This window comes from Onishia taeanensis, assembly GCF_003268885.1.
Classification (GTDB): Bacteria; Pseudomonadota; Gammaproteobacteria; order Pseudomonadales; family Halomonadaceae; genus Onishia; species Onishia taeanensis_A.
Genome location: NZ_QLSX01000015.1, coordinates 31,333 through 54,664, shown reverse-complemented (window position 1 = coordinate 54,664; position 23,332 = coordinate 31,333). Strand labels below are relative to the sequence as shown.

The window sequence follows — 23,332 nt, the reverse complement described above, 5'->3', positions numbered from 1 at the left end:
GGTGGCGGCGGCAATCGAACCGGTTCTTGGTGTCAAAAGGACCCTGTGCAATACAGAGGCCGTTCGAGACAGACAGTACGTTCAAAAGGAACGAACTTGCCAGTCTGCCGCCACTCCATGGCAGGCCACTCTGGATAAAGGCTAGGTGGCCGACGTCAAAAATAGTCGCTACTTTGGAGGCTTCGGCATAGCGTGTCAAATTCACCAGATCCGATATTGCTGGCACAAATGGTACGAGACGCCCGCCGCTACTGGTCCACTGAGGATGGTCGCGCGCACTGGGCCGCCGAGCGCGCCTGCCTGGGACCGGTGTGCGAGCGGCTGTTTGGTGCCCATAGCCTCGAGCTTGGCATGGCGCCCCGTCTTACCGACATGTGCCCGATCAATCATGCCATGCAGTGGTCGCCGACCCGAGAACTGGCCGAACACCCCTCTACGCTGGTTTGCACGCCCAACCAGCTCCCCTTGCCGGATGAATCCCTGTCGCTGGTGGTGATTCACCATCTGCTTGAAGTGGTCGATCAGCCCCATCATGTCCTGCAGGAAGCGGCCAGGGTCACGGCGGATGATGGCCGTTTGCTCATCTTTGGCTGGAGCCCCCAGGGAGTCTCCGGTTGGAGTCGTCTACTGCCGAAAAGGCGCCGACGGTTGCCGTGGTGCGGACACTGGCGCACCCCGGGCCGGCTGAAGGACTGGCTGGCATTTGTCGATTTCGAGATCGAGCGGGTAGACTACTGCGGTTTTCACTGGCCTGGCGGTGCACCCCGCAATGCCGGTCTCGAGGCCCTGGGGCGGCGCTACAATCTGCCGCTCGGGGATACGTTCATGATACGTGCCCGGCGGCGTTCGCAGCTGGCAACGGTTCAGCGGCCACGCCTGACACTCGGCTCTTCGCTGGGAGCCGCCGGCATGGGGCGCGCCACCGGCCTGGCACGACAACCCGATAGGATGACCGAGGGTGACTGACACCGCACTGCCCCGCGTAACGATTTATACCGATGGAGCCTGTCGTGGCAATCCTGGCCCGGGAGGGTGGGGAGCTCTCATGAAAAGCGGTGATCACGAGAAACGCCTCAAGGGGTTTGAAGCCAGAACCACCAATAACCGCATGGAGCTGATGGCGGCGATCATGGCGCTGCGCGAGCTCAAGCGAGAATGCCAGGTGGAACTGTGGACCGACTCACAATACCTGCGCAAAGGCATCACCGAGTGGATCCACGGCTGGCAAAAGAAGGGCTGGAAAACGGCCTCTCGTCAGCCGGTGAAAAACGCCGAACTATGGAAAGAACTGCTGGCCGAGACTCACCGTCACCGCATCGAGTGGCACTGGGTCAAGGGGCATAGCGGCCACCCTGGCAATGAAGCGGCCGATGCCCTGGCCAATGAGGCCATTGACGAACACCAGGCGTCGCGCGCCTGAAGTCCGTTCTCCCTCATGCGGCGGCTGCAACGCCTTTGGCCTACATCGCTCTTCAGCACCGTTCAGCATTAGCGTCGTTCAGCACTCTTTAGAACGACGACAGTCTTTAGAACCGACTGCGCTTCATGCCGGCGCGGTTATCAGCGTCCGCCGCGACCCAGAAAGCCCGTTCCTAGAAAGAGAGACACCATGCGTCAGATCATTCTTGATACCGAGACCACTGGCATCGACCCTCGTGATGGACATCGCCTGATCGAGATCGGGGGGGTGGAGATGATCAACCGGCGCCTGACCGGGCGGACCTATCATCAGTTCATCAACCCGCAGCGGGCGATCGAAGAAGAAGCGATCGGGATTCACGGCATTACCAATGAGCGGGTAGCCGACGAACCGGTCTTTGCGGCCATCGCCGATGAATTCTGGGCTTTCATCGAAGGTGCCGAACTGGTCATTCACAATGCGCCCTTCGATGTTGGCTTCATCGATAATGAGCTTTCGCTGCTCAACGCCAAGCGCAGCGTGACCCTCGGGCCCGTCGCCGAGCATTGCCGGATCCTCGACACCCTGGTCATGGCGCGCAAGATGCACCCGGGGCAGCGCAATAGCCTCGATGCCTTGTGCAAGCGCTACCAGATCGAAAACGGCCACCGAGTGCTGCACGGCGCCTTGCTGGACGCTGAGATCCTGGCCGATGTCTATCTGCACATGACCGGTGGGCAAACGGCGCTGACCCTCGATGCGCAGTCCAGCAATGAGCAAGAAAACTCCCAGCAAAGCAGCGGCATCCGGCGCCTGGACGAACAGCGGCCTCGCCTTGCGGTCGTAGCGCCCAACGACGCCGAGTTGGCGGCGCATCATGCCAAGCTGGCGGGCATTCGCGAGGCATCAGGAGAGTGTGCCTGGGACAGTTTGCCCGGATGGTCGCCGGCACCTGGCTCTGCCGAAGGCGAGGCGCACTGATGTTTCAACGTATTCTCCCCAAGGGGGCGACGTCCGGATGGACGCTTCACCTACATCGCGGCCGAATTGCCCCCGGGGTTGATGGCACCCCCCTTCAGGGTCCCGGCCCCTGGTCCTCCGAGGCCTTGCCTCTGGGCTACTGGCGCGATGAGCCGGTCGCGCTGGTATTCGATGATGACAATCCTCAGGCCGCCGAAGACTGGCCTGATGGCCGTGCCTGGCTGGCGAACATGCCTCACGCCTATTTTCCGCTGCTGTCGACCGCGTTGCAGGTCGCCAGCTGGTGGCAGAATCACCGCTTCTGCGGCCGCTGTGGGAGCCGTGCGCGGCATGTTGCCTGGGAGTTCGCGATGCATTGTGATGCCTGCGGGCACCGCAACTATCCCCGCATCTCCCCCTGCATCATCACGCTGGTGACCCACGGTGACGCCATGTTGCTGGGACGCAGTCCGCGTTTTCCGGTGGGGCGTTATTCAACCCTTGCGGGGTTTATCGAACCGGGGGAGTCGGCAGAAGAGGCCGTACGGCGCGAGGTCTTTGAAGAGGTGGGGGTCTCGGTCGGGCGGACCAGCTATTTCCGCAGCCAGGCCTGGCCGTTCCCGCACTCGCTGATGCTAGGGTACTTCGCCGAAGCGGCGAGCCGTGATATTCGCATCGATGATCGGGAAATCGCCGATGCTGCATGGTTCTTGCCGGAGAATCTGCCCGAACTGCCGCCCACATTTTCCATCTCCCGGCAGTTGATCGACACACATCTCAAATCTGTCTCTGCCCGCGGTCAATGAGACAGTCAGGGTAGGGTAGTGTGTTGCAGACACGCGTTTGCCAAGAGTGCTTCGCAGGCAGGTCTGTGCGGCTAGGGCGTTGCGGATAGGGCGTTGCGGATAGGGCGTTGCGGATAGGGCTTTGTGGATAGGGCTGTGAGAGTAGCTCGTCGACAATCCTACGGACGTTGCCATCGGCAAAGGCTAGCGGATGGCAACCCGTCGAGCCGGCTTAACGGCTGGGGAACAGGCTATTCAGGCGCGTGGCCAGCATGATGTTGCCGGTGGCTTTGAGCTGGCCGCTCATGAAGGCGCTCATGCCACTAATATCACCGCTCATCACGCCCTTAAGTGTGTCGCTGGACATCGTCAGCGTCACTGACGGGTCTTCGTGCTCGCCTTCTAGGATATCCAGACTGCCATCCTTGACCACCAGATAGTAGTTGCCCTTGTCGCTGAAATGGAACTGGAATACATCGTCCATGCCTTGTGCCGCCTGAGGGTCGAAGCGTGTCTGGAGTTTCTCGAGTACATTGTCGGTCATGACGAATCCTGTTTATGACGAGTTCAGCTGTGACGAGTTCAGCGATGAAAACGGTATTGGCACGGACGACTACTATAGTGGTTGAGGCTATTTAAAACGAGCGTTCTGATCAAGACTTTATATGTCAACCTGATGAAAAGCTTTCCCGTTTGCCGGCAGAATGATGGAATCAACTGACTGATAAGACGCGTACTCAAGGAGATCGCAGTGAACGAATGGATACAGGACTACGCCCTGTTCTTTGCTCAGGTCCTGACATTGCTGGCGATGCTGGCGGCCATCATGGTCATGGTAAGTAAAGGTCGTGGTCAGGGGGAAGCGGGCTCACAACTGCGCGTCGAAGAGCTCAACCTTCGTCAGCGCAAGCGGGTACGGCGCCTGAAAATGGCGGTGACCGAGCCACAGGGCCGCAAGCGGCTGCTCAAGGGCTTTCGTCGCGACGATAAGCATTCGCGCAAGAAAAACGGCGAAGAATCCCCCTGCGGCAATGTCTGGGTACTCGACTTCCACGGTGATCTGAAGGCCTCGGGGACGGTGCGTCTTGCCGAGGAAATTTCCGCCTTGCTGGACGTCGTTGCTGAGGGCGATGAAGTGGTGTTGCGCCTCGAGTCTGCGGGAGGCCTGGTGCATGCCTATGGTCTCGCTGCCGCGCAGCTGGATCGTTTGCGTGATGCGGGCGTCCTGACTCGGATCTGCGTCGACAAGGTGGCCGCTAGCGGCGGCTACATGATGGCCTGCTGCGCAGACCGGTTGCAGGTCGCCCCCTTCGCGGTGCTGGGCTCGATTGGGGTAGTGGCGCAGGTACCCAATGTGCATCGTCTGCTCAAACGCCATGATGTCGATGTCGAAGTGCTGACCGCCGGCCGCTACAAGCGCACGCTGACGGTGCTGGGCGAGAATACCGAAGAGGGTCGAGACAAGTTTCTTGCCGATATCGAACATACCCATGAGCTGTTCAAGCGCCATATCGCCGAACGGCGTCCGTCAATGGATATCGAGCAGCTGGCGACCGGTGAGATATGGTATGGCCGAGAGGCCGTCGACAAAGGGTTGGCCGATGAGGTCATGACCAGCGATGCGTACCTGCTGGCTCGTATGCAGGACGCACGGGTACTTTCGGTGCGACTGGAAGCGCAGAAGAGGCTTCCCGAGCGCCTGGGGCTGTCACTCTCGGCGGGCGTGGAGCGCGGTGTCACAAGGCTGCTGGAGGCCGTTGACGCCAGCCGATGGCTCAAGCGCTAGGGCGATGACCTGGGACAGGTGAGCTTGGGCTGGCCTCTCGCACGCACTGGCCAAGTAGCCGCGCCGAGCATATGACCGATGCTGCAAAAGAAAACGCCTCGAGGCTTGGCTCGGGGCGTTTTGCGTTCAACGACAGCTGTGCTTGGTGCTTCAGGCAGGGTTGCCCAGGTAAAGGCGGCTGATGGCGTCGATGATGACCCTCGCCTGGTTGCCCTTTAACGAGTAATAGATGGTCTGTGACGCGCGTCTCGTGGTGACCATGCCTTCGCGGCGAAGAATCGCCAGATGCTGAGAAAGCGCCGATTGACTGAGGCTCAAGCGGGCGTTGAGCTCGGAAACAGAGAGCTCGGCCCCGTCGAGCAGGCAGAGAATGCGAAGCCGGTTCTCGTTTGCCATGGCCTTGAGCAACGAAGTCGCCGCGCTCAAGACGGTGTCGCCGGCTTCGAGCAGTTGAATGGCGGGTTGTCGCGAGCTCATGAAGTGACCTCCTGGCTGTGCGGTCCGTGCGCCTGACGGATCGTCAGCGGCGCATGCAGAACACGCAGGTTAGGGTAATGCCGAAAGATCACCTTCCCTGGCTGTTGGACGGCACCAAGCGTGTCGTTCATCACGATGCTCGTCGGTCAATAACGATGCTGCCTACTGGGCAATCGGACGGATTTTGTCGCTTCATTAAGCGAATCATCAATATGGGTTTAGTAAAGTTTTATTAACACTGCAAGCATGAATCCCTTAAGGCCAACGCAGTATCAACGTCTACAAGCGGGGCGGCATGCACCAATGACAGCCACCGATACCTTGACCGTTGTCAACAATTTTGGCGTAAAGGCGAATGGTTAGCCCATTGTCGCAGAGAAAATCGTGGCAAAACCTCTAGAGTGTCAACAATCGGTTCGCACAGAGGCCGCATGTGGCTACTTCTCTGTGTACACCCAGGATGCTCATTTCCATTTAAGGTACTGCCATGAGCCGCTATCAAGACACCTATCGTCATGCCATCGATCGCCCCGAGTCTTTTTGGGCAGAACAGTCCCATCGCATTCCCTGGATCACCCCGCCCAAGACGATTCTCGACTATGACGAGCATGGCCATGCGCGCTGGTTCGTGGATGGCGAGATGAACACCTGCCATGCCGCCCTGGATTATCATGTCGAGCAGGGCCGTGGGCAGCAGGCTGCTGTGCTGTGGGATTCTCCCGTCACCGGGCAGCGTAGACGTCTTAGCTATCGTGAAATGCGTGATGAGGTGGCAGTGTTTGCCGGTGCGCTGGCCGGGTTAGGAGTCAGCAAAGGCGATCGTGTGGTGATTTACATGCCCATGGTCCCCGAAGCCCTCGTAGCCATGTATGCCTGCGCTCGGCTGGGGGCCATCCATTCGGTGGTGTTTGGCGGTTTCGCCCCTCACGAACTTGCCCTGCGCATCGACGATGCTGAGCCCAAGGTGGTAATAGCCGCCTCCTGCGGCATTGAGATCGACCGGGTCATTCCCTATAAGCCAATGCTTGATGAAGCGCTGGCGCAGAGCCAGCACCAGCCTGAGGCCTGCGTCATTCTGCAGCGCGATCAGGCCATTGCAAAGCTGGGGGCTCGAGACCATGACTGGGCGTCTCTGGTTGCTCAGGCAGAGCCGGCTCCTTGCGTGCCGGTCAAGGCGACCGACCCGTTGTATATACTTTACACATCTGGCACTACCGGCAAGCCCAAAGGCGTGGTGCGTGATAATGGCGGCCACGCCGTGGCCCTTCACTATTCAATGGACGTCATCTACGACATGGCGCCTGGTGAAGTGTTCTTTTCGGCCTCTGACGTTGGCTGGGTGGTGGGGCATTCCTACATCGTCTATGCGCCACTGCTGCGTGGCTGCACCACCCTTGTCTATGAAGGCAAGCCGGTGCGAACGCCCGATGCCGGCGCCTTTTGGCGCTTGATCGCCGAATACGGCGTGAAGACGTTCTTTACCGCACCTACGGCCTTTCGTGCCATCAAGAAAGAAGACCCGGACGGCAAGTGGCTAGAGAAATACGACATTTCCTGCCTCAAGTCGCTGTTCCTGGCCGGTGAGCGGCTCGACCCGCCGACGTACTATTGGCTGAATGATCTGTTGAAGATTCCCGTGATCGACCACTGGTGGCAGACCGAGACCGGCTGGCCGATTGTCGCCAATCTTCAGGGGCTGGCCCCCATGCCTAGCAAGGCAGGCTCGGCGACCTTCCCTGTACCCGGCTTCAATGTGCAGGTGCTGGGGCGCGATGGCGACCCGGTCGCGGCGGGACAAGAAGGCAGCGTGGTGATTCGTGAGCCAATGCCGCCCGGCTGCCTGGTGGGCATATGGGGCGACCCGGTGCGCTTTCAGCATGCCTATATGTCGGCCTTCCCGGGCGCTTATCTGACCGGTGATGGCGGCCACTTCGACGATGAAGGGTACCTGTTCATCATGGGGCGCACCGATGACGTCATTAACGTGGCCGGGCATAGGCTTTCCACCGGCGAGATGGAAGAAGTGCTTGGGGGTCACCCGGCGGTGGCCGAGTGCGCGGTGATCGGCATTCACGATGCGCTCAAGGGGCAGGTGCCGGTAGGCCTCGTCATTCCCAAGGACGGTTTCGACGGCGATGAGCCGGCCCTCGAGGAGGCGTTGATTGCGCTGGTGCGCGAGCGAATCGGCGCCATTGCCAGCCTCAAGCAGGTGTTGGTGGTCAATCGTCTGCCCAAGACCCGTTCGGGCAAGATCCTGCGCAAGCTGCTGCGCACCATCGCCGATGGTAAGGAATTCTCGATTCCCTCTACCATCGATGATCCGACCAGCCTGCAGGAAGTGCATGACTTGATGTGCGACCGTGACCTGGGGCTGGCCGCGCAGGCCAAGCCACGGGACTAATAGCCTTGGAAGACACCGGGTCTCAAGCGAGCCATGGGTGCATGGCGCTGCCTAATCGCCAGTAGGGGCGGTGAGCGCCGCCACGCACCCAAGGCCTGCAAAGCAAAAAGGCCGCCCTCTAGAGAGGGCGGCCTTTTTTATGGCATGTCGGCAGATGGGGTAGCTTTTAAATATCCAACAGGCTTGTGTCAGGCCGTCGCCTGGCTCTGTCGGCTATTCAGTTGGCGCTGGTGTTGCCAGGCCACGGCAAGTGAAAGGGTAGCCAGTGTCACGATCAGGGCCAGGAGGTTTGTGCCGCCAAGGCCAAGCGTCAGATAGCCGGCGAGGGTGGACAACGCCCCCAGGCCGGCATAGGGCAGCTGGGTGAGTACATGATCGATGTGATGGCAGGCAGCGCCGGTGGAGGACAGGATGGTGGTGTCGGAAATCGGTGAGCAGTGATCGCCGAAAACGGCGCCGGCCAGCACCGCCCCCATCATCGGCAGCAGCATGGCGAGATCCGTGGCGGCGGCCATGTCGCCGGCGATGGGCAGCATGATGCCAAAGGTGCCCCAACTGGTGCCGGTGGCGAACGCCATGATGCCAGCGAGCACGAACAGCAGCATTGGCAACCATTGGGCGGCAAGGACACCTTCGACGAGGCTTGCCAGGTAAGCGCCCGTGCCCAGATCCGAGATGATGCCGGTCAACAGCCAGGCCAGTACCAGGGTGTACACCGCCGGCAACATGCTGTGAATGCCGTGCAGCAGGGCCAATCCCGTGCGACGGCGCACCGACGAGCGAGGCCACAACATGGCGAGGGTGGCGAGCAGCGCCACGGCGCCGCCGACCAGCAGCGATCGAGCGACGTCGGTCTGCTCGAAGGCGCCAAGCAGGCTGAAGGTGAGGCCATCGGCATCGAGTGCCGCCGCCCCGGTGTAGAAGATCATCGCCACGGTGGCCGCTACCAGAATCAGGATCGGCAGCAGCAGGTCACGGGTGCGGCCGCCTTGCGCCTCTTCGATGGTCAGGTTGCCGGGCGGCTCGCCGCGCGAGGCGTCGAACACCTGGCCTTGGCGGGCCATGTCGGAATGGCGGCGCATGGCGCCGATATCCAGATCCAGCCAGGCGCTGAGCAGGACCAGCACCAAGGCGCTGATGGCATAGAAATTCAGCGCTGATATTTCCAGAAAGGCCTGCAGCGCCGTGATATCGGTGACTGCATGGGCGGTGAGTACACCGCCGACCAGGCTGATGATGTAGGCGCCCCAGCTGGAGATCGGGGTGATCACGCAAACCGGCGCAGCAGTGGAATCGATCAGGTAGGCCAGCTTGGCGCGGGAGATACCCTGGCGGTCGGTCAGCGGGCGACTGATGTTGCCCACTGCCAGGCTATTGAAGTAGTCATCAATGAAAATGACCGCTCCCAGCACGACCGTGGTGACCTGAGCGCCACGGCGAGTTCTGACGTGTTCACGTGCCCATTCACCGAAGGCTCTGGTGCCGCCGGACAGGGTGACCAGTGCCACCATGGCGCCCAGCAGCAGCAGGAAAGCAAGGATGGAAAGGTTCCAGATGTTGGCGTTACCTAGGCCGGTGGCATCGCTCTCGGGCAATGTCCAGAACACGCCGATCAGCCGTCTGGCAAGGCTTTCAAGGGTCGCCAGCGGCTGGAAGTCATTGAGCAGCAGGTCGCCGACCAGGCTGCCCATCGTCAGCGAGAGCAGTACGCGACGGGTGATCACTGCCATGCCGATGGCGACCAGCGGTGCCAGCAAGGACAGATACGAGGTGGCGTGTGAGGTCAGTTCCATGATGATTGATATCGTGTCGGGCGCAGGGCGCGATTTTTTATAGAAGAGAATGATACAGCGGCACTGGGGCGCGGATTATGCCCGAGTGGCGGGGTGGGAGAAAGACACGAAAGGTAGCCACAGTAAAAAATAGGGCGGATACGTGAAAGCCTGGCGGATGGGCGACAAGAAACCTCGTTTCATGGAGATACTTGCGCATAAATCCATTCTATGAAGAATGGCGGGCACCAACACGACACAGGGTGCCCAGCGTTACCATGGATGTTTCATTCTCTGATCTCTTTACCCAACTGGTCAGCGCCGGCAACGGCCTGATCTGGGGCAGCGTGCTGATCTATCTACTGATCGGTGCCGGTCTGCTATTCACCATCATGACCGGCGGCGTTCAGTTCCGTTATTTCGGTCACATGTTCAAGCTGCTCAGGCGCTCTCGTGAAGGCGGCGAAGGCATCTCTTCCTTCCAGGCCCTGTCGACCAGCCTGGCTGCGCGGGTGGGTACTGGCAACCTGGCCGGTGTGGCGGTCGCGATCTACTTCGGTGGTCCCGGCGCTGTCTTCTGGATGTGGATGACGGCCATCGTCGGCATGTCGACCAGTTTCGTCGAGTCGACCCTGGCACAGGCCTATAAGGTCAATCACGGTGACCAGACGTTTCGCGGTGGTCCGGCCTACTATATTGAGCGTGGGCTCGGCTCCCGCTGGCTGGCTACGGCATTCTCGGTGTGCCTGATCATCGCTTTCGGCCTTGCCTTCAACAGTGTGCAGGCCAACTCCATTGCACTTGCCATGGAGCAGGCCTTTGAAGTGCCGACCTGGATTGTGGGTGTGGCCCTGGTGGTGGTCGTCACGCCGATCATTTTCGGTGGACTGAAATCGATCGCCAAGGTTGCCGAGCTGATCGTGCCGCTGATGGCGGTGCTGTATCTCGCTCTGGCCCTGGTCGTGGTGGCAATGAATGCGTCCGAACTGCCGGGTGCGATCATGACCATCCTGCGCAGTGCCTTTGGCATCGAGCAAGCCGCTGGTGGCGCGGTGGGCTATGCCGTGGCACAGGCCATGATGCAGGGCATCAAGCGCGGCCTGTTCTCCAACGAAGCCGGTATGGGCTCGGCGCCCAATGCCGCTGCGACCGCCAGCACGACACCGAACCATCCGGCGGCCCAGGGCTTCATCCAGATGCTTGGGGTCTTCCTCGACACTCTGGTGATCTGCACCGCGACGGCGGCGATCATCATCATCTCCGGCCCGATGATGGACAGCGGTGATTCACCCAACGGCATTCAGCTCACTCAGATGGCGCTGTCTTCTCACGTGGGCGATTGGGGTGGCATGTTCATCGCTGTGGCCATCCTGCTGTTCGCCTTCACCTCGGTGATTGCCAATTACTCCTATGGCGAGAGCAATATCGAGTATCTGGCCGGTCCGCGCCGCGCACGTACTGCGGTATTTATTTACCGCCTGGCGGTGTTGGCAATGGTGATGATCGGCTCGGTGAGTAGCCTGAAGGCCATCTGGGGCTTCGCCGACCTGTCGATGGGCATGATGGCGCTGATCAACCTGGTGGCGATTCTGCTGTTGTCGCCGCTGGCCGTGGCGCTGTTCAAGGATTACGACCGCCAGATGCGCGCCGGCGTGGAGCCGGTCTTTGATCCGCGCCGCTTCCCCAAGCTTGCCGGCAAGGTTGATCCCAAGGCTTGGCCCGAGCGCGATGCCTCGGCCACATCCGAGAGCAACCAGCCCGCTCAGGCGCGCTAAGCGCGTTTCACCCCTTCGGGTGAGCGGGTATACTGATCTGCACGAAGGGCGCCACGGCTTATGCCGTGGCGCCCTGTGTTTCGAGGGTTCCCTCACCCCTCCGTTTTCCAAAAAGGTGACCGATGTTCACGTTGACCCCCGCCCAAGCCAGCCGCTGCATGGCCATTCTGGTGGCATTTCATATTACGGTGGTTGCCGCCAGCAACTATCTCGTTCAACTGCCTTTCACGCTGTTTGGTTTCCATACCACCTGGGGCGCGTTCAGCTTCCCGTTCATTTTTCTTGCCACTGATCTGACGGTGCGACTCTTTGGCAAGGGGCCGGCGCGAATGATCATTGCCCGGGTGATGCTACCGGCGCTGCTGGTGTCTTACGGCGTGTCGGTGATCTTCCCTCAGGGCAGTTTTGCTGGATTCGGGGCTCTGACGGAGTGGAACCTGTTCGTGGGGCGCATTGCCCTGGCGAGTTTCATGGCCTATGTGTTGGGCCAGTTGATGGATATTCAGGTCTTCGACCGGTTGCGGCGCCTGCGTGCCTGGTGGGTCGCACCGGCGGTGTCGACGCTGTTTGGCAATCTGGCGGACACCTTCGCCTTTTTCTCGATCGCCTTCCACGAAAGCCCGGATGCCTTCATGGCCGAAAACTGGCCGGAAATTGCCTGGGTCGATTACAGCATCAAGCTCGGCATCAGCCTGCTGTTGTTCCTGCCGCTTTACGGTCTGCTGCTTGGCTGGCTGAGTCGCCGTCTGGTGGCCTGGACGGGGCAACGCGATCGCGATCCGGCAATGGCCAGGTGACGCCTGGGACGGTTACCGGCTTTGCTTTATGTCTTTCACGGGCTTTCACTGACGTTCACCGTCCCTCATCGATAGAGGAGATCTCATGACAGCGGAATTGCATACCCTCGACAGCGGCGGAGAAGGCACGCCGCTGGTGGTCATTCATGGCCTGCTGGGCAGCGCCGACAACTGGCGTTCTCACGTCAAACAGTGGGAGCGTCGCCACCGAGTGGTGGCGCTGGACCTGCGAAATCACGGACGATCGCCGCATCTGGAAGGCATGGCCTACCAGGCCATGGCCGAGGATGTGCTGGCGGCGCTGGACCGCCTGGAGATCGCACGCTGTCATCTGTTGGGGCACTCGATGGGTGGCAAGGTTGCCATGAGCCTGGCGCGCCTGGCGCCTGAGCGCGTTGCCTCGCTGATCATCGCCGATATCGCCCCGGTCACCTACGACCACGGTCACGATGAGATCTTCAAGGCATTGCGCCATGTCGAGGCAAGCGACCCGGCCAACCGCCGTGAGGTCGACGCCTTGATGGCCGAGTACATCGACGAAAAAGCGATTCGCATGTTTCTGGCGACCAACCTGGAGCGTGATGAGGCGGGCGGCATGCGCTGGCGGATCGGGCTCGATCAGATCGAGGCGGGGTATGAAGACATTCGTGGCGAGCCGGCCGGGCAGGGCGCCTTCGAAGGCCCGAGCCTGCTGCTGCGCGGCGGACGTTCGAATTACGTGACCGATGACCTGGTGCCGGCGGTTAAAGAGGTATTGCCGTCAGCGCAGATTGCGACCCTGGATGCCGGTCACTGGCTGCATGCCGAGCAACCCACGGCCTTCCAGCGGTCCGTGAGCGAGTTTATCGAGTCGCTCGATTAGTCCTCTCGCGGCTGAGGGGCATCGTCGCTGTCCAGCCGGTGAATTGTCAGCGATGCATCGGCTTTGTCCCCATCCCTGTGTTTACCCAGGGCGCGGCTGAGGATCTTGTAGGTGTCGATATCGAAGGCAACCGGCTGGTCGTCGAGTGCCGCCAGAGACGCTTCATCCAGGGTTTCGACGCTGCCCAGATAGCACCAATGATCGACCAGGTGCCAAGCCAGCGTGCCCTCGGCATTGGCAGCGGTACCCTCGCCGATGGCGACTCGGCCGGGCCAGGGCCAGTGCTGCACCCGTAGCCTTTCCAGGGCCTCCCGAGCGCGAGCGTCGTGGACGTCTCTGGGTTCTTCGCCGTGGCAGGCGCCACGACAGCGCCCCAGTTGGCTCGAGAAGCAGCGCCCGCGTCCCTTTTCCAGTCCCAACAGGCGCGGGCAGAGCCCATGGTGCTCGGCGATTTGCTTGAGTGCCTGCCGTGCCTCTTTGGCGGCGCGAAATAGGCCGTACAACGGTACCTGCGGGTGCGTCGTGATTTCCTCAGCCGCCACCAGCCTCGGCGCCTTCTCGCCTTGCGGCCATTGCCAACCCATCAGCCGGCCTTGGCGACGCAGCCGACGATTCATGATGGGAAGCTGGGTCTTGATCAACCGTGCTTCGAGAAGCTGGGCCCCCAGATCGCCTGCCGTCTCCTGCCACTCCAGATCCTGAATCTGCTGGGTGAGCCGCATCTTGCGGTCCTGACTCAGGTCGTCATGGAAGTGCGACAACACCCGGGCACGCAGATTGACGCTCTTGCCGATATAGAGCGGCAAGCGATTGTGCCCATAGAACAGATAGACCCCGGGGCGTTCAGGGATCTCCTGCAGTAAACCGGGGTCGAGCTGGTTTGGCAGGCTCGGCATACGTCGCTGACCAGCGATCAGGGAGGCGAAGTGATCGCCATCCACCTGGTGTTGCCAGTGCTGCCAAAGTGCGAGCAACGCCTCGGCATCGCCTTCGGCTCGGTGACGCTGATGGCCGGTAAGTCCGTGACGTTCGATCAAGGCATCCAGGTTGTGGTGTGGGTGTTCGGGCGCCAGGCGCCGGGACAGCTTGAGGGTGCAGATCGTCGAGGCGCGAAAAGAGATATCAGCGCGAGCAAACTCGTTGCGCAGAAAGCCGTAGTCGAAGCGCATGTTATGCGCGACGAGTTCGGCGTCACCGAGAAAGTCGCGCAAGGCGTCGGCCAGGTCAGCAAAGCGTGGGGCATCTGCCACCATCGCATCCGAAATGCCGGTCAGGCGCTGGATCTGCGCGGGAATCGGTTGGCCCGGGTTGACCAGCTGCACGAACCGCTCCACCACACAGTCTTCTTCAACCTTCAGGGCGGCGATCTCGGTGATTCTATCCCGAGTGGTGCGTGTCCCGGTGGTTTCCAGATCCAGAAAAACCTTGGTCATATGGCCCTTCCTGATGGTGAACGGTAATGCTTACGACGAGCCAGGGTCCACGGCGAGACGTTTTAACGAAGTGATCTCGTCGATGAATGCCTTTTTCTTCAGGAAGTGTTCAAAACTGGCGTAGCGACTGTCATTCAGCATGGCTGGGCTTGGCGACATGCGTCTAAGGCTTGCCTCCCAGGCTTGCTGATTGGCGTCGCTCTCAAGGCTTGGCTCCTGATTGACGAGCAGGGCCCAAGCCTCATCCGGGTGGTTGATCATCCAATTGGTGGCCTCCTCGAGAGCACCAAGCAAATGGTCGATGTCATCGCGCTTGGCATTCAGGTGGTCCCGGTTGGCGATCAGTACCAGGCCGTCATGCAGCGGCAGGCCGTGCTCCTCGGGGAGGAAGCGGCGGGTGGGAACGCCTTCCTGGCCGAGCAGCGCCGGTATGACGTTGCGAGGTGCGCCAATTAATGCGTCGACGCTCTTCTCGGCAAGTGCGCGCACCATGGCAAAGTCGATTTTCTCGAGCGTTACGTCGTTTAACGTCATGCCGTGATGATTCAGCATCGTCGCAAGTACGGGGTTGATGCTGTCCTGAAAGGCATAGCCTAGGGTCTTGCCCGCCAGGTCAGTGATGTCGGTGATGTCGCTGTCTTCACGGACGATCAGGGAAGAAAGCGGGGTGTCAATCAGGGTGGCGACACGCACCAGCGGTAGTCCCTTGTCGATCAGCATGTGCAGTTGCGGCTCGCGTCCTACCGCCAGATCGGCACGTCCGGCTGCCACCAGTTTCGCCGGCACGCTGGGGTCAGCCGGGGTGGTGATGGTCAGCGACACTCCACGACGCTTGAGTTCACCATGCGCCTTTGCAATCAGCAGAGCGGCGTGCTGGGGCGATGGGTACCAGTCGAGCACCAAGCGCAATTCGCGTGTCGGCGGCGGCTCTATGGGTTCAGGAGACCCCTGCACCACCGAGGGAACTTCGATGACTGTCTCCGTTGTCTTGGGCTCACTGCCGGAGGGGGCATCTTGTTTGGATGCACTCGGTGAGTCGCCGCTTGCGGCCTCGCCAGGCAAGGATTGCGGAGAGGGTTGCGGCGACGCTTCTGTCGAGGCTTCGTCTGAAGCCGACGGCGCTTGAGTCTGCGTCTTGTCGTCGGCCGACTGGGCCCAGGCGGGAGCGATCGCCAATGTCGCCGCCAGCAGCATGGCTAGCATCAGCCTCGTGAGTCGGGCGGTGCGCCTGAATGGCAGCATCGAACACGTTGTCATCAACTGAGGACTCCCAAGGCAAAGGGTTTGTCGGGCCCATCGGCCAATTCGGTAGTAGTTTATCCCTCTTGAGCATGTATGAGCCACCCGCTGCCGCGTGAGTACGTCGCTGGCTTCACGTGGCTGTGACATAATACATGCTGGTTTGGCTTGACCACGGATGATCATGGACAGCATCAACACCCTCTTTCTGCTCAGTGGTTTTTTGATTGCCTTGAGCATCCTCGCAAGCCGCCTGTCCACCCTGTTTGGGCTTCCTCTGCTGGTTATCTTTCTCGGCCTTGGCATGCTTGCCGGCGAGGAAGGGGTACTGGGCATCAAGTTCGATGACTACTCCCTGGCCTTTCTGATCGGCCACCTGGCGCTCGCCATGATCCTGCTCGATGGTGGCCTGCGCACCCGTTTGAAAACCTTCCGCGTGGGCTTCAAGCCTGCATTGTCGCTTGCCACCCTGGGTGTTTTCATCACCAGTGGCGTGGTGGGGCTGATTGCCATGTGGGTCTTCGACCTTACCCTGATCCAGGGCTTGCTGGTCGGGGCCATTGTCGGCTCTACCGATGCCGCGGCCGTGTTTTCGATGCTTGGCGGTCAGGGCATCAACCTGAACGAGAGGGTGGGGGCCACGCTCGAAATCGAATCCGGCACCAACGACCCAATGGCGATTTTCCTGACGCTGACACTGGTCGAACTGCTGGTCGGTGATCTGGGGGGCGTGACCGGCACCCTGATGTTCCTGCTGTCCCAGTTTGGCCTGGGCCTGGCGATCGGCCTGGGGGCCGGCTGGTGCATCGCGCGCCTGCTGCGCTGGTTGGACCTGGCACCGGGGCTTTATTCGCTGCTGGCGCTGGCACTCGGTTTCTTTGTGTTCGGCGCCACCAGTTGGCTGGGCGGTAGCGGCTTCCTCGCCATCTATTTAACGGGGCTGATGATTGGCAATCAGCCAGGGCGCCATCTTGATTTCATCCTGCCAGTCCACGACGGCCTGGCATGGCTCAGCCAGATCGGGCTGTTCCTGGTGCTGGGGCTTCTGGTTAACCCAAGTGAGGTATTCGAGTTCGCGCTACCGTCGCTGATGGTCGCGCTCGCGCTGATTTTCGTGGCGCGTCCGCTGGCGGTACTGATCGCGATCAAGCCTTTCTTCAAGTTTCGCTGGCGGGAAGTCGGTTTCATTTCCTGGGTGGGGCTGCGTGGTGCTGTGCCGATCGTGCTGGCCATCTTCCCGGTTATCGGCGGCGTCGAGAACGCTTCGCTGTATTTCAATGTCGCTTTTGCGGTGGTGCTGCTGTCGCTGCTGATTCAGGGCGGCTCATTGCCCTTCATGGCACGATGGATGAAGGTCGAGGTCCCCGCCACGATCACGCCGAACCGCCGCGGACCGCTCGGCGTATTGCCGGAGAACGACTATGAAATGTTCGTCTATAAGGTCGAGGATCAGGCCCTGAACGATGTGCCGATTCGTCTGCTGCGTTTTCCTTCGGGGGCTCTGATCTCGGCCATGTTTCGTCAGCATGTGATGCTGCATCCCAAGGGCAGCACTCGGCTACGTGAGGGAGATGTGGTCTGCGTCATCGGCCGAAGTGATGACCTGCCGGCCCTGAATCGTCTTTTCAATGGCGATGCTCACCTTGAGCGCGCCCGCGCCTTCTTTGGCACCTTTACCCTGCAAGGTGATGCCTTGATGTCGGACGTGGCCGAGGCCTATGGCCTGACGTTAAGCCCCGGTGAACAGGAGATGACGCTGGGTGAATACGTGTCACTGCGCGTCGGCGGGCATCCGGTAGTGGGCGATGACGTGGATTGGCACGGCTTCCACTGGGTCGTCAGCGAAATGCGCGGTAATCAGATCACCCGGGTCGGTCTGCGCCTCTACTATTAGGCACAGGCCGTTGCGACATTGTGTCGTAACGCATTGATCGCAAACTGCCTCTTGACGAATCAAGCGAAGCTGGTAGTATATGCATCCGTAAGCCGGAGGGATGGCAGAGCGGTTTAATGCACCGGTCTTGAAAACCGGCGTAGGCTAATACCTACCCAGGGTTCGAATCCCTGTCCCTCCGCCACCAAACAAAGATAAGCCGCTGATTTCAGCGGCTTTTTTTATGTCTAAATTCTATCAGCCCATACTCTAGCCCATACTTTGTACCTGGCTCCTACAAGATGTAGTTGGACTAGCACGGACAATTTCTCCTGTTAGGTCTCCGGCTCATCACTGCCACCCGAGCTTACGGTTCTGTGCCACGAACTGCGCACTGAGTATCCTTGGTAGGGTTTCACCCGTGCCGAATTGGGTGGTGTAAAGGGTAAGATGTCTCAGGAAGGCAGCATTTAGCCTATGGTGGCAAGGGCCGGGAACCAGTCCACCAGCATGCTGGAGAGCCTGGTTAGCGTCCCTGAGACGATCAGAAGCCCCATCAGAATCAGGATCACGCCTGCGATCGGACGGGCATAGGCACTCCACTTGCCCAGACTGCCCCGATAGCGGCTGAACTTGTTGAGCAGCAGTGTGCTGGCCAGGAAGGGTAGGGCCAATCCCATCGAGTACGTCGCAAGATAGAGCATGCCGGCCTGGGCATTGGCGGTGGTCGAGGTGGCCATCAGGATGGCGCCCAGGATCGGGCCGATGCAGGGCGTCCAGCCGATGGCGAAGGAAACGCCGAAGAAGGTTGCTGCCATGGGGGAGCCCCCTCGCAACTCGGGCGACCACTGAAAGCTGCGCTGTAGGGCGGGCAGTCGGAACACGCCGGTCATGAACAGGCCGAGCACGATGACAATGCTGCCGGTGATCCAGTTGAGCTCCTGACGATAGCCGCGCAGAAGCTGGCCGATGCTGGTCACACCCAGGCCCATCAGGATGAAGACCACGCTGAATCCGAAGACGAAGAAGGTGCTCAGCAGCAACGCCTCGAAGCGCCGATCCGCCTTGCCGGCACTGCCGCCGGTGACTACCGACAGATAGGCGGGCAGCAGTGGCAGGGTGCAGGGCGAGAAAAACGACAGCAGCCCGCCGACGAGGGCGCCGATCAGTCCAATGGACGAGAGCGTTTCCACGAGTCACTTTCCTTCAGTGCGACGTAGCAAATGGGATCACCATCAGTACCGCTCCACCGATACCCGCATTGACGATGATGGCGCGCTGTGGCCTCAGCAAGATACACGCTTACAGGTCTCTGGCGCGATTGGCCTGTTGGGAAAGTCGCATCGCCTCGTGTTCCTCCATCTTCAGCAGCTGCTGGATCAAGGTGCGTGCCTCGGGGATCTCGGCGCGGCCTTCTAGATATTGATACAGCTCGACGACCTGATCATGGAAGGCGAATACCTCACGACAGATCTCATCAAAACTCATGTTGGCGTAGGGCAGGTCACACTCCTGATGGGGCGAGATGGGCGGATGGGGCAAGTAGTCATAGACCCAGGTATGCAGGGCCTTGGGATCGGCCTGCTGCTCGAAGCTCGCCACGGTACTTTCCAGGTTCGCTTCATGAGTGGCAAGGTACTCAAGCAGCGCTTTGGCCCGGGGTTCATCTTGCTGTACAGAGCAGTGCTGCAGGCACTTGGCCAGGAAGCCATGGAGCTCCCGGGTCCAGTCGATGAGATCCTGAAAGGTTTCGACTTGCATGTTGACGCCCTCTTGTGTTATAGGATGCTTGGTCGGCGATAGGCCTGCACCAAAGCGGTGGTTCTCGCAGGATACCCTTGCCGGATGCCTTGGCCCATGACTCGCATCAAGTACGGCTGGCGCAGGGTGTGAATGACCTCGATCTATCCATTGGCCCCTGTAGGGCCGCGACTCATCGGGCTGGGCGACGGCCATAGAGCCCCTTGAACACCATCTCGAAGACGCTGTCGCGACTCGTGCCGGCAAGCGTCAGCGTCGAGGTGATCGCCTCGCTCATCAAGGTCTCCCATTGCCGATAGGGATTGTTGCTATCGACCGGCGTTGGCATGGTCTCCACTATCTCGGCCAGCCACTTCACGCTGCCCATCCAGGGCGCGAACCGCTCCGAGAATATCAGCCGGCTGGTCCGCGCCGGATGCAGTTGACGCAGTGCCTCGGCGGACCAAGGTGTAACGAACAATCGTACCCAGGGCCCGACGAAGGTCTCGTAGAGGGCCACATTGTGCGTGGAAAGTGCTTTTACCTGCTCGAACGCCGGTTCCTGCTCGGGGTAGTCCAGCTCCTCCACGCGGCGCTCCTCGAAGTGCACCTGAAACTGCGGCTTGTGGCAGTCGGGATCGCCGGTGGGGTTGTCGATCTTCATCTCGTAGAGCCCCGGCGCGAGGTCATTCAGCTCGCCGACGCTCTCGAGGATCGCCCGGTGCTCCAGCCGTGCGACCTTGGCGGAAACGAAGATCCCCAGATGGCCGACATGCGGATTGAGCAGATAGATGATGCGCTGGCCAGCGGCCTTGAGTGCCTGGTGGGGCGGGGTGATGTTGTCGCCGCTGGAGGCGAAGATCACCAGCGGGTTGCGGATGTGCTTGAGGTCGACGGTACACCCCGGGCAGATCTGCAGTTCACCACGCTCGAGCTTGTTGCCGATGAACAGGTTTTCGACGATGGCGGTGATCTCCTCCTTGCTTAGCGTATAGAAACCCGCCCACCAGCGCTCGAACGCCAGGAACCGCTCGCGCTGGCCGTCGATGTCGGCAAACAGCTGGTAGTCTTTCTGCCACAAGGTATTCGCCGGCTTGAGGCTCTCGAAGTTGGCGGCCAGATGGGCGCCGTCGAAGCGCCCGTCTCCTAGGTCTGCTATCAGGTGGGTCAGCCAGGCCCCTCCCAGCAGCCCGCCGGCCAGGCGCATGGGATTGACCCCGGATTCGCCGGACCAGTAGGACAACGGCGAGCCGTTGAGAACTGCCGGCCCGACCAGGCCCTCACAGTCTGCGGAGAGCAGGACGATGGCCCAGACCGCCTGGCAGTTGCCGTAGAGCACCGGCGGCTTGCCGGGGTGACGCTCCCCCAGGGTCTCGACGAAGCGTCGCAGGACATGCTGCACATCCTCCAGAGTCTGCCCGGCAACGGGCTCGGGGAAGAAGATCACGAAGTAGACCGGGTGCCCCAAGTGGAGCGCCATGCCCACCTCGGAGTCGCGCTTGAAGCCACCGATGCCGGGCCCATGACCCGCGCGGGGATCGATGATCATGACCGGCGGCTTGCTCTCGTCGAGACAGTCCTCCAGGCAGTCGTCGCCGACCCGGGTGATGCGCAGCAGGGCATAGTTGGCAGGCCGCGCCAGTTGCCGACCATCGAGGATCATCTCGTAGTCGAAGTCGAGCAGTGGCGGCTTACCCGCCTGCTCATGTTCGAGCATTTTATCGGCGCGCTCACGCAGGGTATCCAGGTAGCGCAGACCGCGCCGCCACAGGTCGCCCTGATAGGCGAGCAGTTCCGTTGCTGCGTTGCTTGGGACAGTAACCTCATCTGGACCGGGTGCGGCCATCTGCTCGGGCAGCTCTTGTGATGCTGCCGGTTGGCGCTTGCGCTTGGCCCGGCGGACCGTTGGTGCCTTGTCTGTCGCTGTGTTGGCGGTCATGGTGACTTGCCTCTCGGTATTAGGCTGTCATTGATTGGGGGTCGACGCCGATCTTGACTCGAGCCTCGGACAGGAAACGGTAAGGCGGAACCTCCAGATTGATCGGTGTTGGTTCCGTCGTGAATGTCGCCCCTATGCAACCTCCTACCTTCGACGCGCCGATGAGAAAGCGTCGTTGTTTCATGATCGCCTCCTGGAATCGAGAGCCGTCACCACTCTGAGGGCGGCACGCAGAGATGCTCGATGAGACACCTCTTACTGTCTTTTTTTAGTGTAGAGGGCGAAGCTGAAACCAGGCTGAGTCCAGTTAGCTAGGCCTAATCGTGCGGTGTTCGATCACTTGCTTTGGCACCCGCCGCCCCTGACTGCACTGACTCACAGATAAGCCTCGACAGGCCGCGCGGTCACAGGCCGCTTACGGTGACCGCAGAAGAATGGGTGCCTCCGATCGCTAGATAGGGACGGGAGAGTGATACTCGCCGGGAGTCGAAGATCAGCATTCAGCATCGATTCAGCTTGGCGGGATACGCTTTCTAGGGATAAGAATCGCATCGCAGTACGTGACATCTCGTTCTGCTTGCCTCTTGGGTTGCCCATAGGCCTCAGACTGGCATCGAGCTCGCTGGCGTCCAGCGGTGAGGCGTTGATGATAAAGGAGAAGGGCGATGAACGAACTGGTGTATTTCATGCTCTGGGCAGGACTCATCTTCCTGATGATGCGCTTCGGCTGCGGTGCTCACGTGATGGGGCATGGCCGTGACAAGGGCAAGCATGGCGAGGTGGCGTCAGAGAGCCGGGCGGCCTCCGAAGGCCCGCGCTGGATTCCGCCAGCCGAAGACGTGGATCCTGTCTGCGGCAAGACCGTTAGCACCGAGAAGGCCAAGCCGAGCGTCCACGACGGTTCCGTCTATTACTTCTGTTCGCGTGACTGTCGGGAACGCTTCGAGGCAGCGCCCGAGCAATATGTCAGCCCGGATACCGAAAGTCGGCCAGCCCAACTGGAGAACCAAGATGCCTGACGTCGATCCAGCTCCGATGGCCAAGCCCAGGTCGCGTCATGGCACGCCCTTGCCGGGTCAAGCCGCGCCGCGGATTCCCGTGATCGCACTGGGGATGAGCCTGGGGCTATTTCTGGCAGTGACCTTCATCCTATGTGTCGGCTTCGACTTGCTGTTTCCCGACCAGGCGATGTACGAAAGCTGGTTGCGATTCCTGCCTGGCTTCACCTGGTTGAGTTGGCCAAGTTTTTTCCTGGGCCTGGCTGAAAGCTTCGGCTACGGCTGGTACGTGGCCCTGGTCTTCGGCCCGCTCTACAACTTCTTTGTCACACGCCTCCACCGGCACAGCGGAGCCTAGGCTATGAACGAATCCATCAATCATACCGGGGCCTGGGGCCTCGCGCTGATCGTCATCGTCTTGGTGTCCTGGTTCTTCTATCGCTATTTCGCACCGAAGAACTGGCGCGAATGGGCCGGTGCCGGCGCGGTGCAGGCCTTCATCATCGCGCTCTACGCCGAGATGTATGGCTTTCCACTCACTATCTATCTGCTGGTGCGTTTCTTCGGCCTGGATAGCGAGTATGTTAGCGCCAGTCTCTGGTCGACGCTGGTGGGGCTGGGAGAAACCGGCATGCTTGTCTCCATGCTGCTCGGTTATGGACTGGCGTTTACCGGTATCGGGATCTTTATCCAAGGCTGGCGGCAAGTCTACAAGGCACGGCGCGAGGACCGCCTGGTTACCGGAGGACTGTATGCCCTCGTACGGCATCCGCAATACACGGGTTTGTTCATCGCCTTGTTCGGTGAGGGGGTGGTGCATTGGCCAACGCTATTCTCGGTTGGTTTGTTTCCGTTGATCGTAATCACCTATGCCTGGCTGGCCCATCGCGAGGAACAGCAGATGCTGGCCCATTTCGGTGACGCCTATCGCGCCTATCAGCGGAGGGTGCCGATGTTCATTCCTCGCTGGGGGCAGTGGCGAACGCTAGCCGATGGATCACGTATTTCTCATGATGAGCAGGCAGGGCGGCACTAAGAGCTCTTGCCAGAATCCCGGAGTGGCGGCCACTTAAGGCCGAAATGCCATGATCCAGGC

22 protein-coding genes and 1 tRNA gene are annotated in these 23,332 nt (G+C 60.6%); 14 read left to right on the top strand and 9 right to left on the bottom strand.

The window, feature by feature from the left end:
* Nucleotides 1-192 precede the first annotated feature (192 nt).
* The 4 genes from BCL93_RS16225 (at nucleotide 193) to nudC (ending at nucleotide 3,165) form a co-directional block, all read left to right on the top strand.
* Nucleotides 193-966, top strand: a complete 774-nt coding sequence (locus BCL93_RS16225) for a class I SAM-dependent methyltransferase (protein WP_258396670.1) — start codon at nucleotides 193-195, stop codon at nucleotides 964-966.
* Nucleotides 959-1,420: a ribonuclease HI gene (gene rnhA / locus BCL93_RS16220; protein WP_112056343.1), complete on the top strand. Its 462-nt coding sequence runs from the start codon at nucleotides 959-961 to the stop codon at nucleotides 1,418-1,420. Before BCL93_RS16225 ends, rnhA begins: the two co-directional genes overlap by 8 nt.
* Nucleotides 1,421-1,609: 189 nt before the next feature.
* Nucleotides 1,610-2,380 (top strand): DNA polymerase III subunit epsilon, encoded by a 771-nt coding sequence (gene dnaQ, locus BCL93_RS16215; RefSeq protein ID WP_112056341.1) that lies wholly within the window; start codon nucleotides 1,610-1,612, stop codon nucleotides 2,378-2,380.
* Entirely contained in the window at nucleotides 2,380-3,165 is a 786-nt protein-coding gene (gene nudC, locus BCL93_RS16210) for an NAD(+) diphosphatase (RefSeq protein WP_112056388.1), read from the top strand. Before dnaQ ends, nudC begins: the two co-directional genes overlap by 1 nt.
* 211 nt (nucleotides 3,166-3,376) lie before the next feature.
* On the opposite strand, the gene BCL93_RS16205 is transcribed toward nudC, so the two are convergent.
* Complete coding sequence (locus BCL93_RS16205; RefSeq protein WP_112056339.1) at nucleotides 3,377-3,688, bottom strand: SCP2 sterol-binding domain-containing protein; 312 nt, start codon at nucleotides 3,686-3,688, stop codon at nucleotides 3,377-3,379.
* A 207-nt stretch (nucleotides 3,689-3,895) separates the two neighbouring features.
* Here BCL93_RS16205 and sohB point away from each other — a divergent pair, with 207 nt between their 5' ends.
* Entirely contained in the window at nucleotides 3,896-4,930 is a 1,035-nt protein-coding gene (sohB, locus tag BCL93_RS16200; RefSeq protein WP_112056337.1) for a protease SohB, read from the top strand.
* 150 nt (nucleotides 4,931-5,080) lie between these two features.
* Here the strand turns inward: sohB and BCL93_RS16195 are convergent, their stop codons facing one another.
* Nucleotides 5,081-5,407 carry an ArsR/SmtB family transcription factor gene (locus BCL93_RS16195; protein WP_112056335.1) on the bottom strand — a complete coding sequence of 109 codons (327 nt, stop codon included), beginning with the start codon at nucleotides 5,405-5,407 and terminating at the stop codon, nucleotides 5,081-5,083.
* A 487-nt stretch (nucleotides 5,408-5,894) separates the two neighbouring features.
* On the opposite strand from BCL93_RS16195, the gene BCL93_RS16190 reads away from it, so the two are divergent.
* The gene (locus BCL93_RS16190; RefSeq protein ID WP_112056333.1) at nucleotides 5,895-7,808 is read left to right on the top strand and encodes a propionyl-CoA synthetase; all 1,914 of its coding nucleotides are present in this window, start codon (nucleotides 5,895-5,897) and stop codon (nucleotides 7,806-7,808) included.
* 188 nt (nucleotides 7,809-7,996) lie between these two features.
* Here the strand turns inward: BCL93_RS16190 and BCL93_RS16185 are convergent, their stop codons facing one another.
* Nucleotides 7,997-9,601, bottom strand: coding sequence for a Na+/H+ antiporter NhaC family protein (locus BCL93_RS16185; RefSeq protein WP_220086302.1), 1,605 nt, complete (start codon nucleotides 9,599-9,601; stop codon nucleotides 7,997-7,999).
* 257 nt (nucleotides 9,602-9,858) lie between these two features.
* On the opposite strand from BCL93_RS16185, the gene BCL93_RS16180 reads away from it, so the two are divergent.
* The 3 genes from BCL93_RS16180 (at nucleotide 9,859) to BCL93_RS16170 (ending at nucleotide 13,014) form a co-directional block, all read left to right on the top strand.
* A complete protein-coding gene (locus tag BCL93_RS16180; RefSeq protein ID WP_112056332.1) occupies nucleotides 9,859-11,355 on the top strand; it encodes an alanine/glycine:cation symporter family protein in 1,497 nt (498 codons plus the stop codon).
* Nucleotides 11,356-11,477: 122 nt separating this feature from the next.
* Nucleotides 11,478-12,152 carry a 7-cyano-7-deazaguanine/7-aminomethyl-7-deazaguanine transporter gene (locus BCL93_RS16175; RefSeq protein WP_112056329.1) on the top strand — a complete coding sequence of 225 codons (675 nt, stop codon included), beginning with the start codon at nucleotides 11,478-11,480 and terminating at the stop codon, nucleotides 12,150-12,152.
* 85 nt (nucleotides 12,153-12,237) lie between these two features.
* A complete protein-coding gene (locus tag BCL93_RS16170) occupies nucleotides 12,238-13,014 on the top strand; it encodes an alpha/beta fold hydrolase (protein WP_112056327.1) in 777 nt (258 codons plus the stop codon).
* On the opposite strand, the gene BCL93_RS16165 is transcribed toward BCL93_RS16170, so the two are convergent.
* The gene (locus BCL93_RS16165) at nucleotides 13,011-14,447 is read right to left on the bottom strand and encodes a 3'-5' exonuclease family protein (RefSeq protein WP_112056325.1); all 1,437 of its coding nucleotides are present in this window, start codon (nucleotides 14,445-14,447) and stop codon (nucleotides 13,011-13,013) included. The two genes, BCL93_RS16170 and BCL93_RS16165, sit on opposite strands and share 4 nt — an antisense overlap.
* Before the next feature lie 30 nt (nucleotides 14,448-14,477).
* A complete protein-coding gene (locus BCL93_RS16160) occupies nucleotides 14,478-15,881 on the bottom strand; it encodes an ABC transporter substrate-binding protein (protein ID WP_181463120.1) in 1,404 nt (467 codons plus the stop codon).
* On the opposite strand from BCL93_RS16160, the gene BCL93_RS16155 reads away from it, so the two are divergent.
* Together BCL93_RS16155 and BCL93_RS16150 are read left to right on the top strand one after the other, a co-directional pair.
* On the top strand, nucleotides 15,871-17,580 hold the full coding sequence (locus tag BCL93_RS16155) for a potassium/proton antiporter (RefSeq protein WP_112056383.1): 1,710 nt from the start codon (nucleotides 15,871-15,873) through the stop codon (nucleotides 17,578-17,580). The two genes, BCL93_RS16160 and BCL93_RS16155, sit on opposite strands and share 11 nt — an antisense overlap.
* Nucleotides 17,581-17,674: 94 nt before the next feature.
* A tRNA-Ser gene (locus BCL93_RS16150) sits at nucleotides 17,675-17,764 on the top strand.
* Between the two features lie 265 nt (nucleotides 17,765-18,029).
* On the opposite strand, the gene BCL93_RS16145 is transcribed toward BCL93_RS16150, so the two are convergent.
* The 4 genes from BCL93_RS16145 to BCL93_RS17295 form a co-directional block, all read right to left on the bottom strand.
* Nucleotides 18,030-18,752 carry a cytochrome c biogenesis CcdA family protein gene (locus BCL93_RS16145; protein WP_112056323.1) on the bottom strand — a complete coding sequence of 241 codons (723 nt, stop codon included), beginning with the start codon at nucleotides 18,750-18,752 and terminating at the stop codon, nucleotides 18,030-18,032.
* Nucleotides 18,753-18,861: 109 nt separating this feature from the next.
* Nucleotides 18,862-19,320: an ATPase gene (locus tag BCL93_RS16140; RefSeq protein WP_112056322.1), complete on the bottom strand. Its 459-nt coding sequence runs from the start codon at nucleotides 19,318-19,320 to the stop codon at nucleotides 18,862-18,864.
* Nucleotides 19,321-19,492: 172 nt separating this feature from the next.
* Entirely contained in the window at nucleotides 19,493-21,238 is a 1,746-nt protein-coding gene (locus tag BCL93_RS16135) for a DUF3141 domain-containing protein (protein ID WP_168709141.1), read from the bottom strand.
* A gap of 19 nt (nucleotides 21,239-21,257) precedes the next feature.
* Complete coding sequence (locus BCL93_RS17295) at nucleotides 21,258-21,422, bottom strand: hypothetical protein (protein ID WP_168709072.1); 165 nt, start codon at nucleotides 21,420-21,422, stop codon at nucleotides 21,258-21,260.
* Between the two features lie 481 nt (nucleotides 21,423-21,903).
* Here BCL93_RS17295 and BCL93_RS16130 point away from each other — a divergent pair, with 481 nt between their 5' ends.
* The 3 genes from BCL93_RS16130 to BCL93_RS16120 are packed head-to-tail and all read left to right on the top strand — an operon-like array spanning nucleotide 21,904 to nucleotide 23,272.
* A complete protein-coding gene (locus BCL93_RS16130; protein ID WP_112056319.1) occupies nucleotides 21,904-22,257 on the top strand; it encodes a YHS domain-containing protein in 354 nt (117 codons plus the stop codon).
* Complete coding sequence (locus BCL93_RS16125) at nucleotides 22,250-22,594, top strand: DUF5676 family membrane protein (RefSeq protein WP_205742485.1); 345 nt, start codon at nucleotides 22,250-22,252, stop codon at nucleotides 22,592-22,594. The genes BCL93_RS16130 and BCL93_RS16125 overlap by 8 nt, the downstream gene beginning before the upstream one ends.
* A 3-nt stretch (nucleotides 22,595-22,597) precedes the next feature.
* A complete protein-coding gene (locus tag BCL93_RS16120; protein ID WP_112056318.1) occupies nucleotides 22,598-23,272 on the top strand; it encodes a methyltransferase family protein in 675 nt (224 codons plus the stop codon).
* Nucleotides 23,273-23,332: the final 60 nt, after the last annotated feature.

What these genes read in the sequence shown, in the direction of transcription:
- BCL93_RS17295 (WP_168709072.1), bottom strand. Translation starts at nt 21,422, where the DNA reads ATGAAACAACGACGCTTTCTCATCGGCGCGTCGAAGGTAGGAGGTTGC.
- dnaQ (WP_112056341.1), top strand. Translation starts at nt 1,610, where the DNA reads ATGCGTCAGATCATTCTTGATACCGAGACCACTGGCATCGACCCTCGT.
- BCL93_RS16160 (WP_181463120.1), bottom strand. Translation starts at nt 15,881, where the DNA reads ATGCTGTCCATGATCATCCGTGGTCAAGCCAAACCAGCATGTATTATG.
- BCL93_RS16190 (WP_112056333.1), top strand. Translation starts at nt 5,895, where the DNA reads ATGAGCCGCTATCAAGACACCTATCGTCATGCCATCGATCGCCCCGAG.
- BCL93_RS16185 (WP_220086302.1), bottom strand. Translation starts at nt 9,601, where the DNA reads ATGGAACTGACCTCACACGCCACCTCGTATCTGTCCTTGCTGGCACCG.
- BCL93_RS16140 (WP_112056322.1), bottom strand. Translation starts at nt 19,320, where the DNA reads ATGCAAGTCGAAACCTTTCAGGATCTCATCGACTGGACCCGGGAGCTC.
- BCL93_RS16195 (WP_112056335.1), bottom strand. Translation starts at nt 5,407, where the DNA reads ATGAGCTCGCGACAACCCGCCATTCAACTGCTCGAAGCCGGCGACACC.
- nudC (WP_112056388.1), top strand. Translation starts at nt 2,380, where the DNA reads ATGTTTCAACGTATTCTCCCCAAGGGGGCGACGTCCGGATGGACGCTT.
- BCL93_RS16120 (WP_112056318.1), top strand. Translation starts at nt 22,598, where the DNA reads ATGAACGAATCCATCAATCATACCGGGGCCTGGGGCCTCGCGCTGATC.
- BCL93_RS16155 (WP_112056383.1), top strand. Translation starts at nt 15,871, where the DNA reads ATGGACAGCATCAACACCCTCTTTCTGCTCAGTGGTTTTTTGATTGCC.
- BCL93_RS16130 (WP_112056319.1), top strand. Translation starts at nt 21,904, where the DNA reads ATGAACGAACTGGTGTATTTCATGCTCTGGGCAGGACTCATCTTCCTG.
- BCL93_RS16205 (WP_112056339.1), bottom strand. Translation starts at nt 3,688, where the DNA reads ATGACCGACAATGTACTCGAGAAACTCCAGACACGCTTCGACCCTCAG.
- BCL93_RS16180 (WP_112056332.1), top strand. Translation starts at nt 9,859, where the DNA reads ATGGATGTTTCATTCTCTGATCTCTTTACCCAACTGGTCAGCGCCGGC.
- BCL93_RS16170 (WP_112056327.1), top strand. Translation starts at nt 12,238, where the DNA reads ATGACAGCGGAATTGCATACCCTCGACAGCGGCGGAGAAGGCACGCCG.
- BCL93_RS16175 (WP_112056329.1), top strand. Translation starts at nt 11,478, where the DNA reads ATGTTCACGTTGACCCCCGCCCAAGCCAGCCGCTGCATGGCCATTCTG.
- BCL93_RS16165 (WP_112056325.1), bottom strand. Translation starts at nt 14,447, where the DNA reads ATGACCAAGGTTTTTCTGGATCTGGAAACCACCGGGACACGCACCACT.
- BCL93_RS16135 (WP_168709141.1), bottom strand. Translation starts at nt 21,238, where the DNA reads ATGACCGCCAACACAGCGACAGACAAGGCACCAACGGTCCGCCGGGCC.
- BCL93_RS16125 (WP_205742485.1), top strand. Translation starts at nt 22,250, where the DNA reads ATGCCTGACGTCGATCCAGCTCCGATGGCCAAGCCCAGGTCGCGTCAT.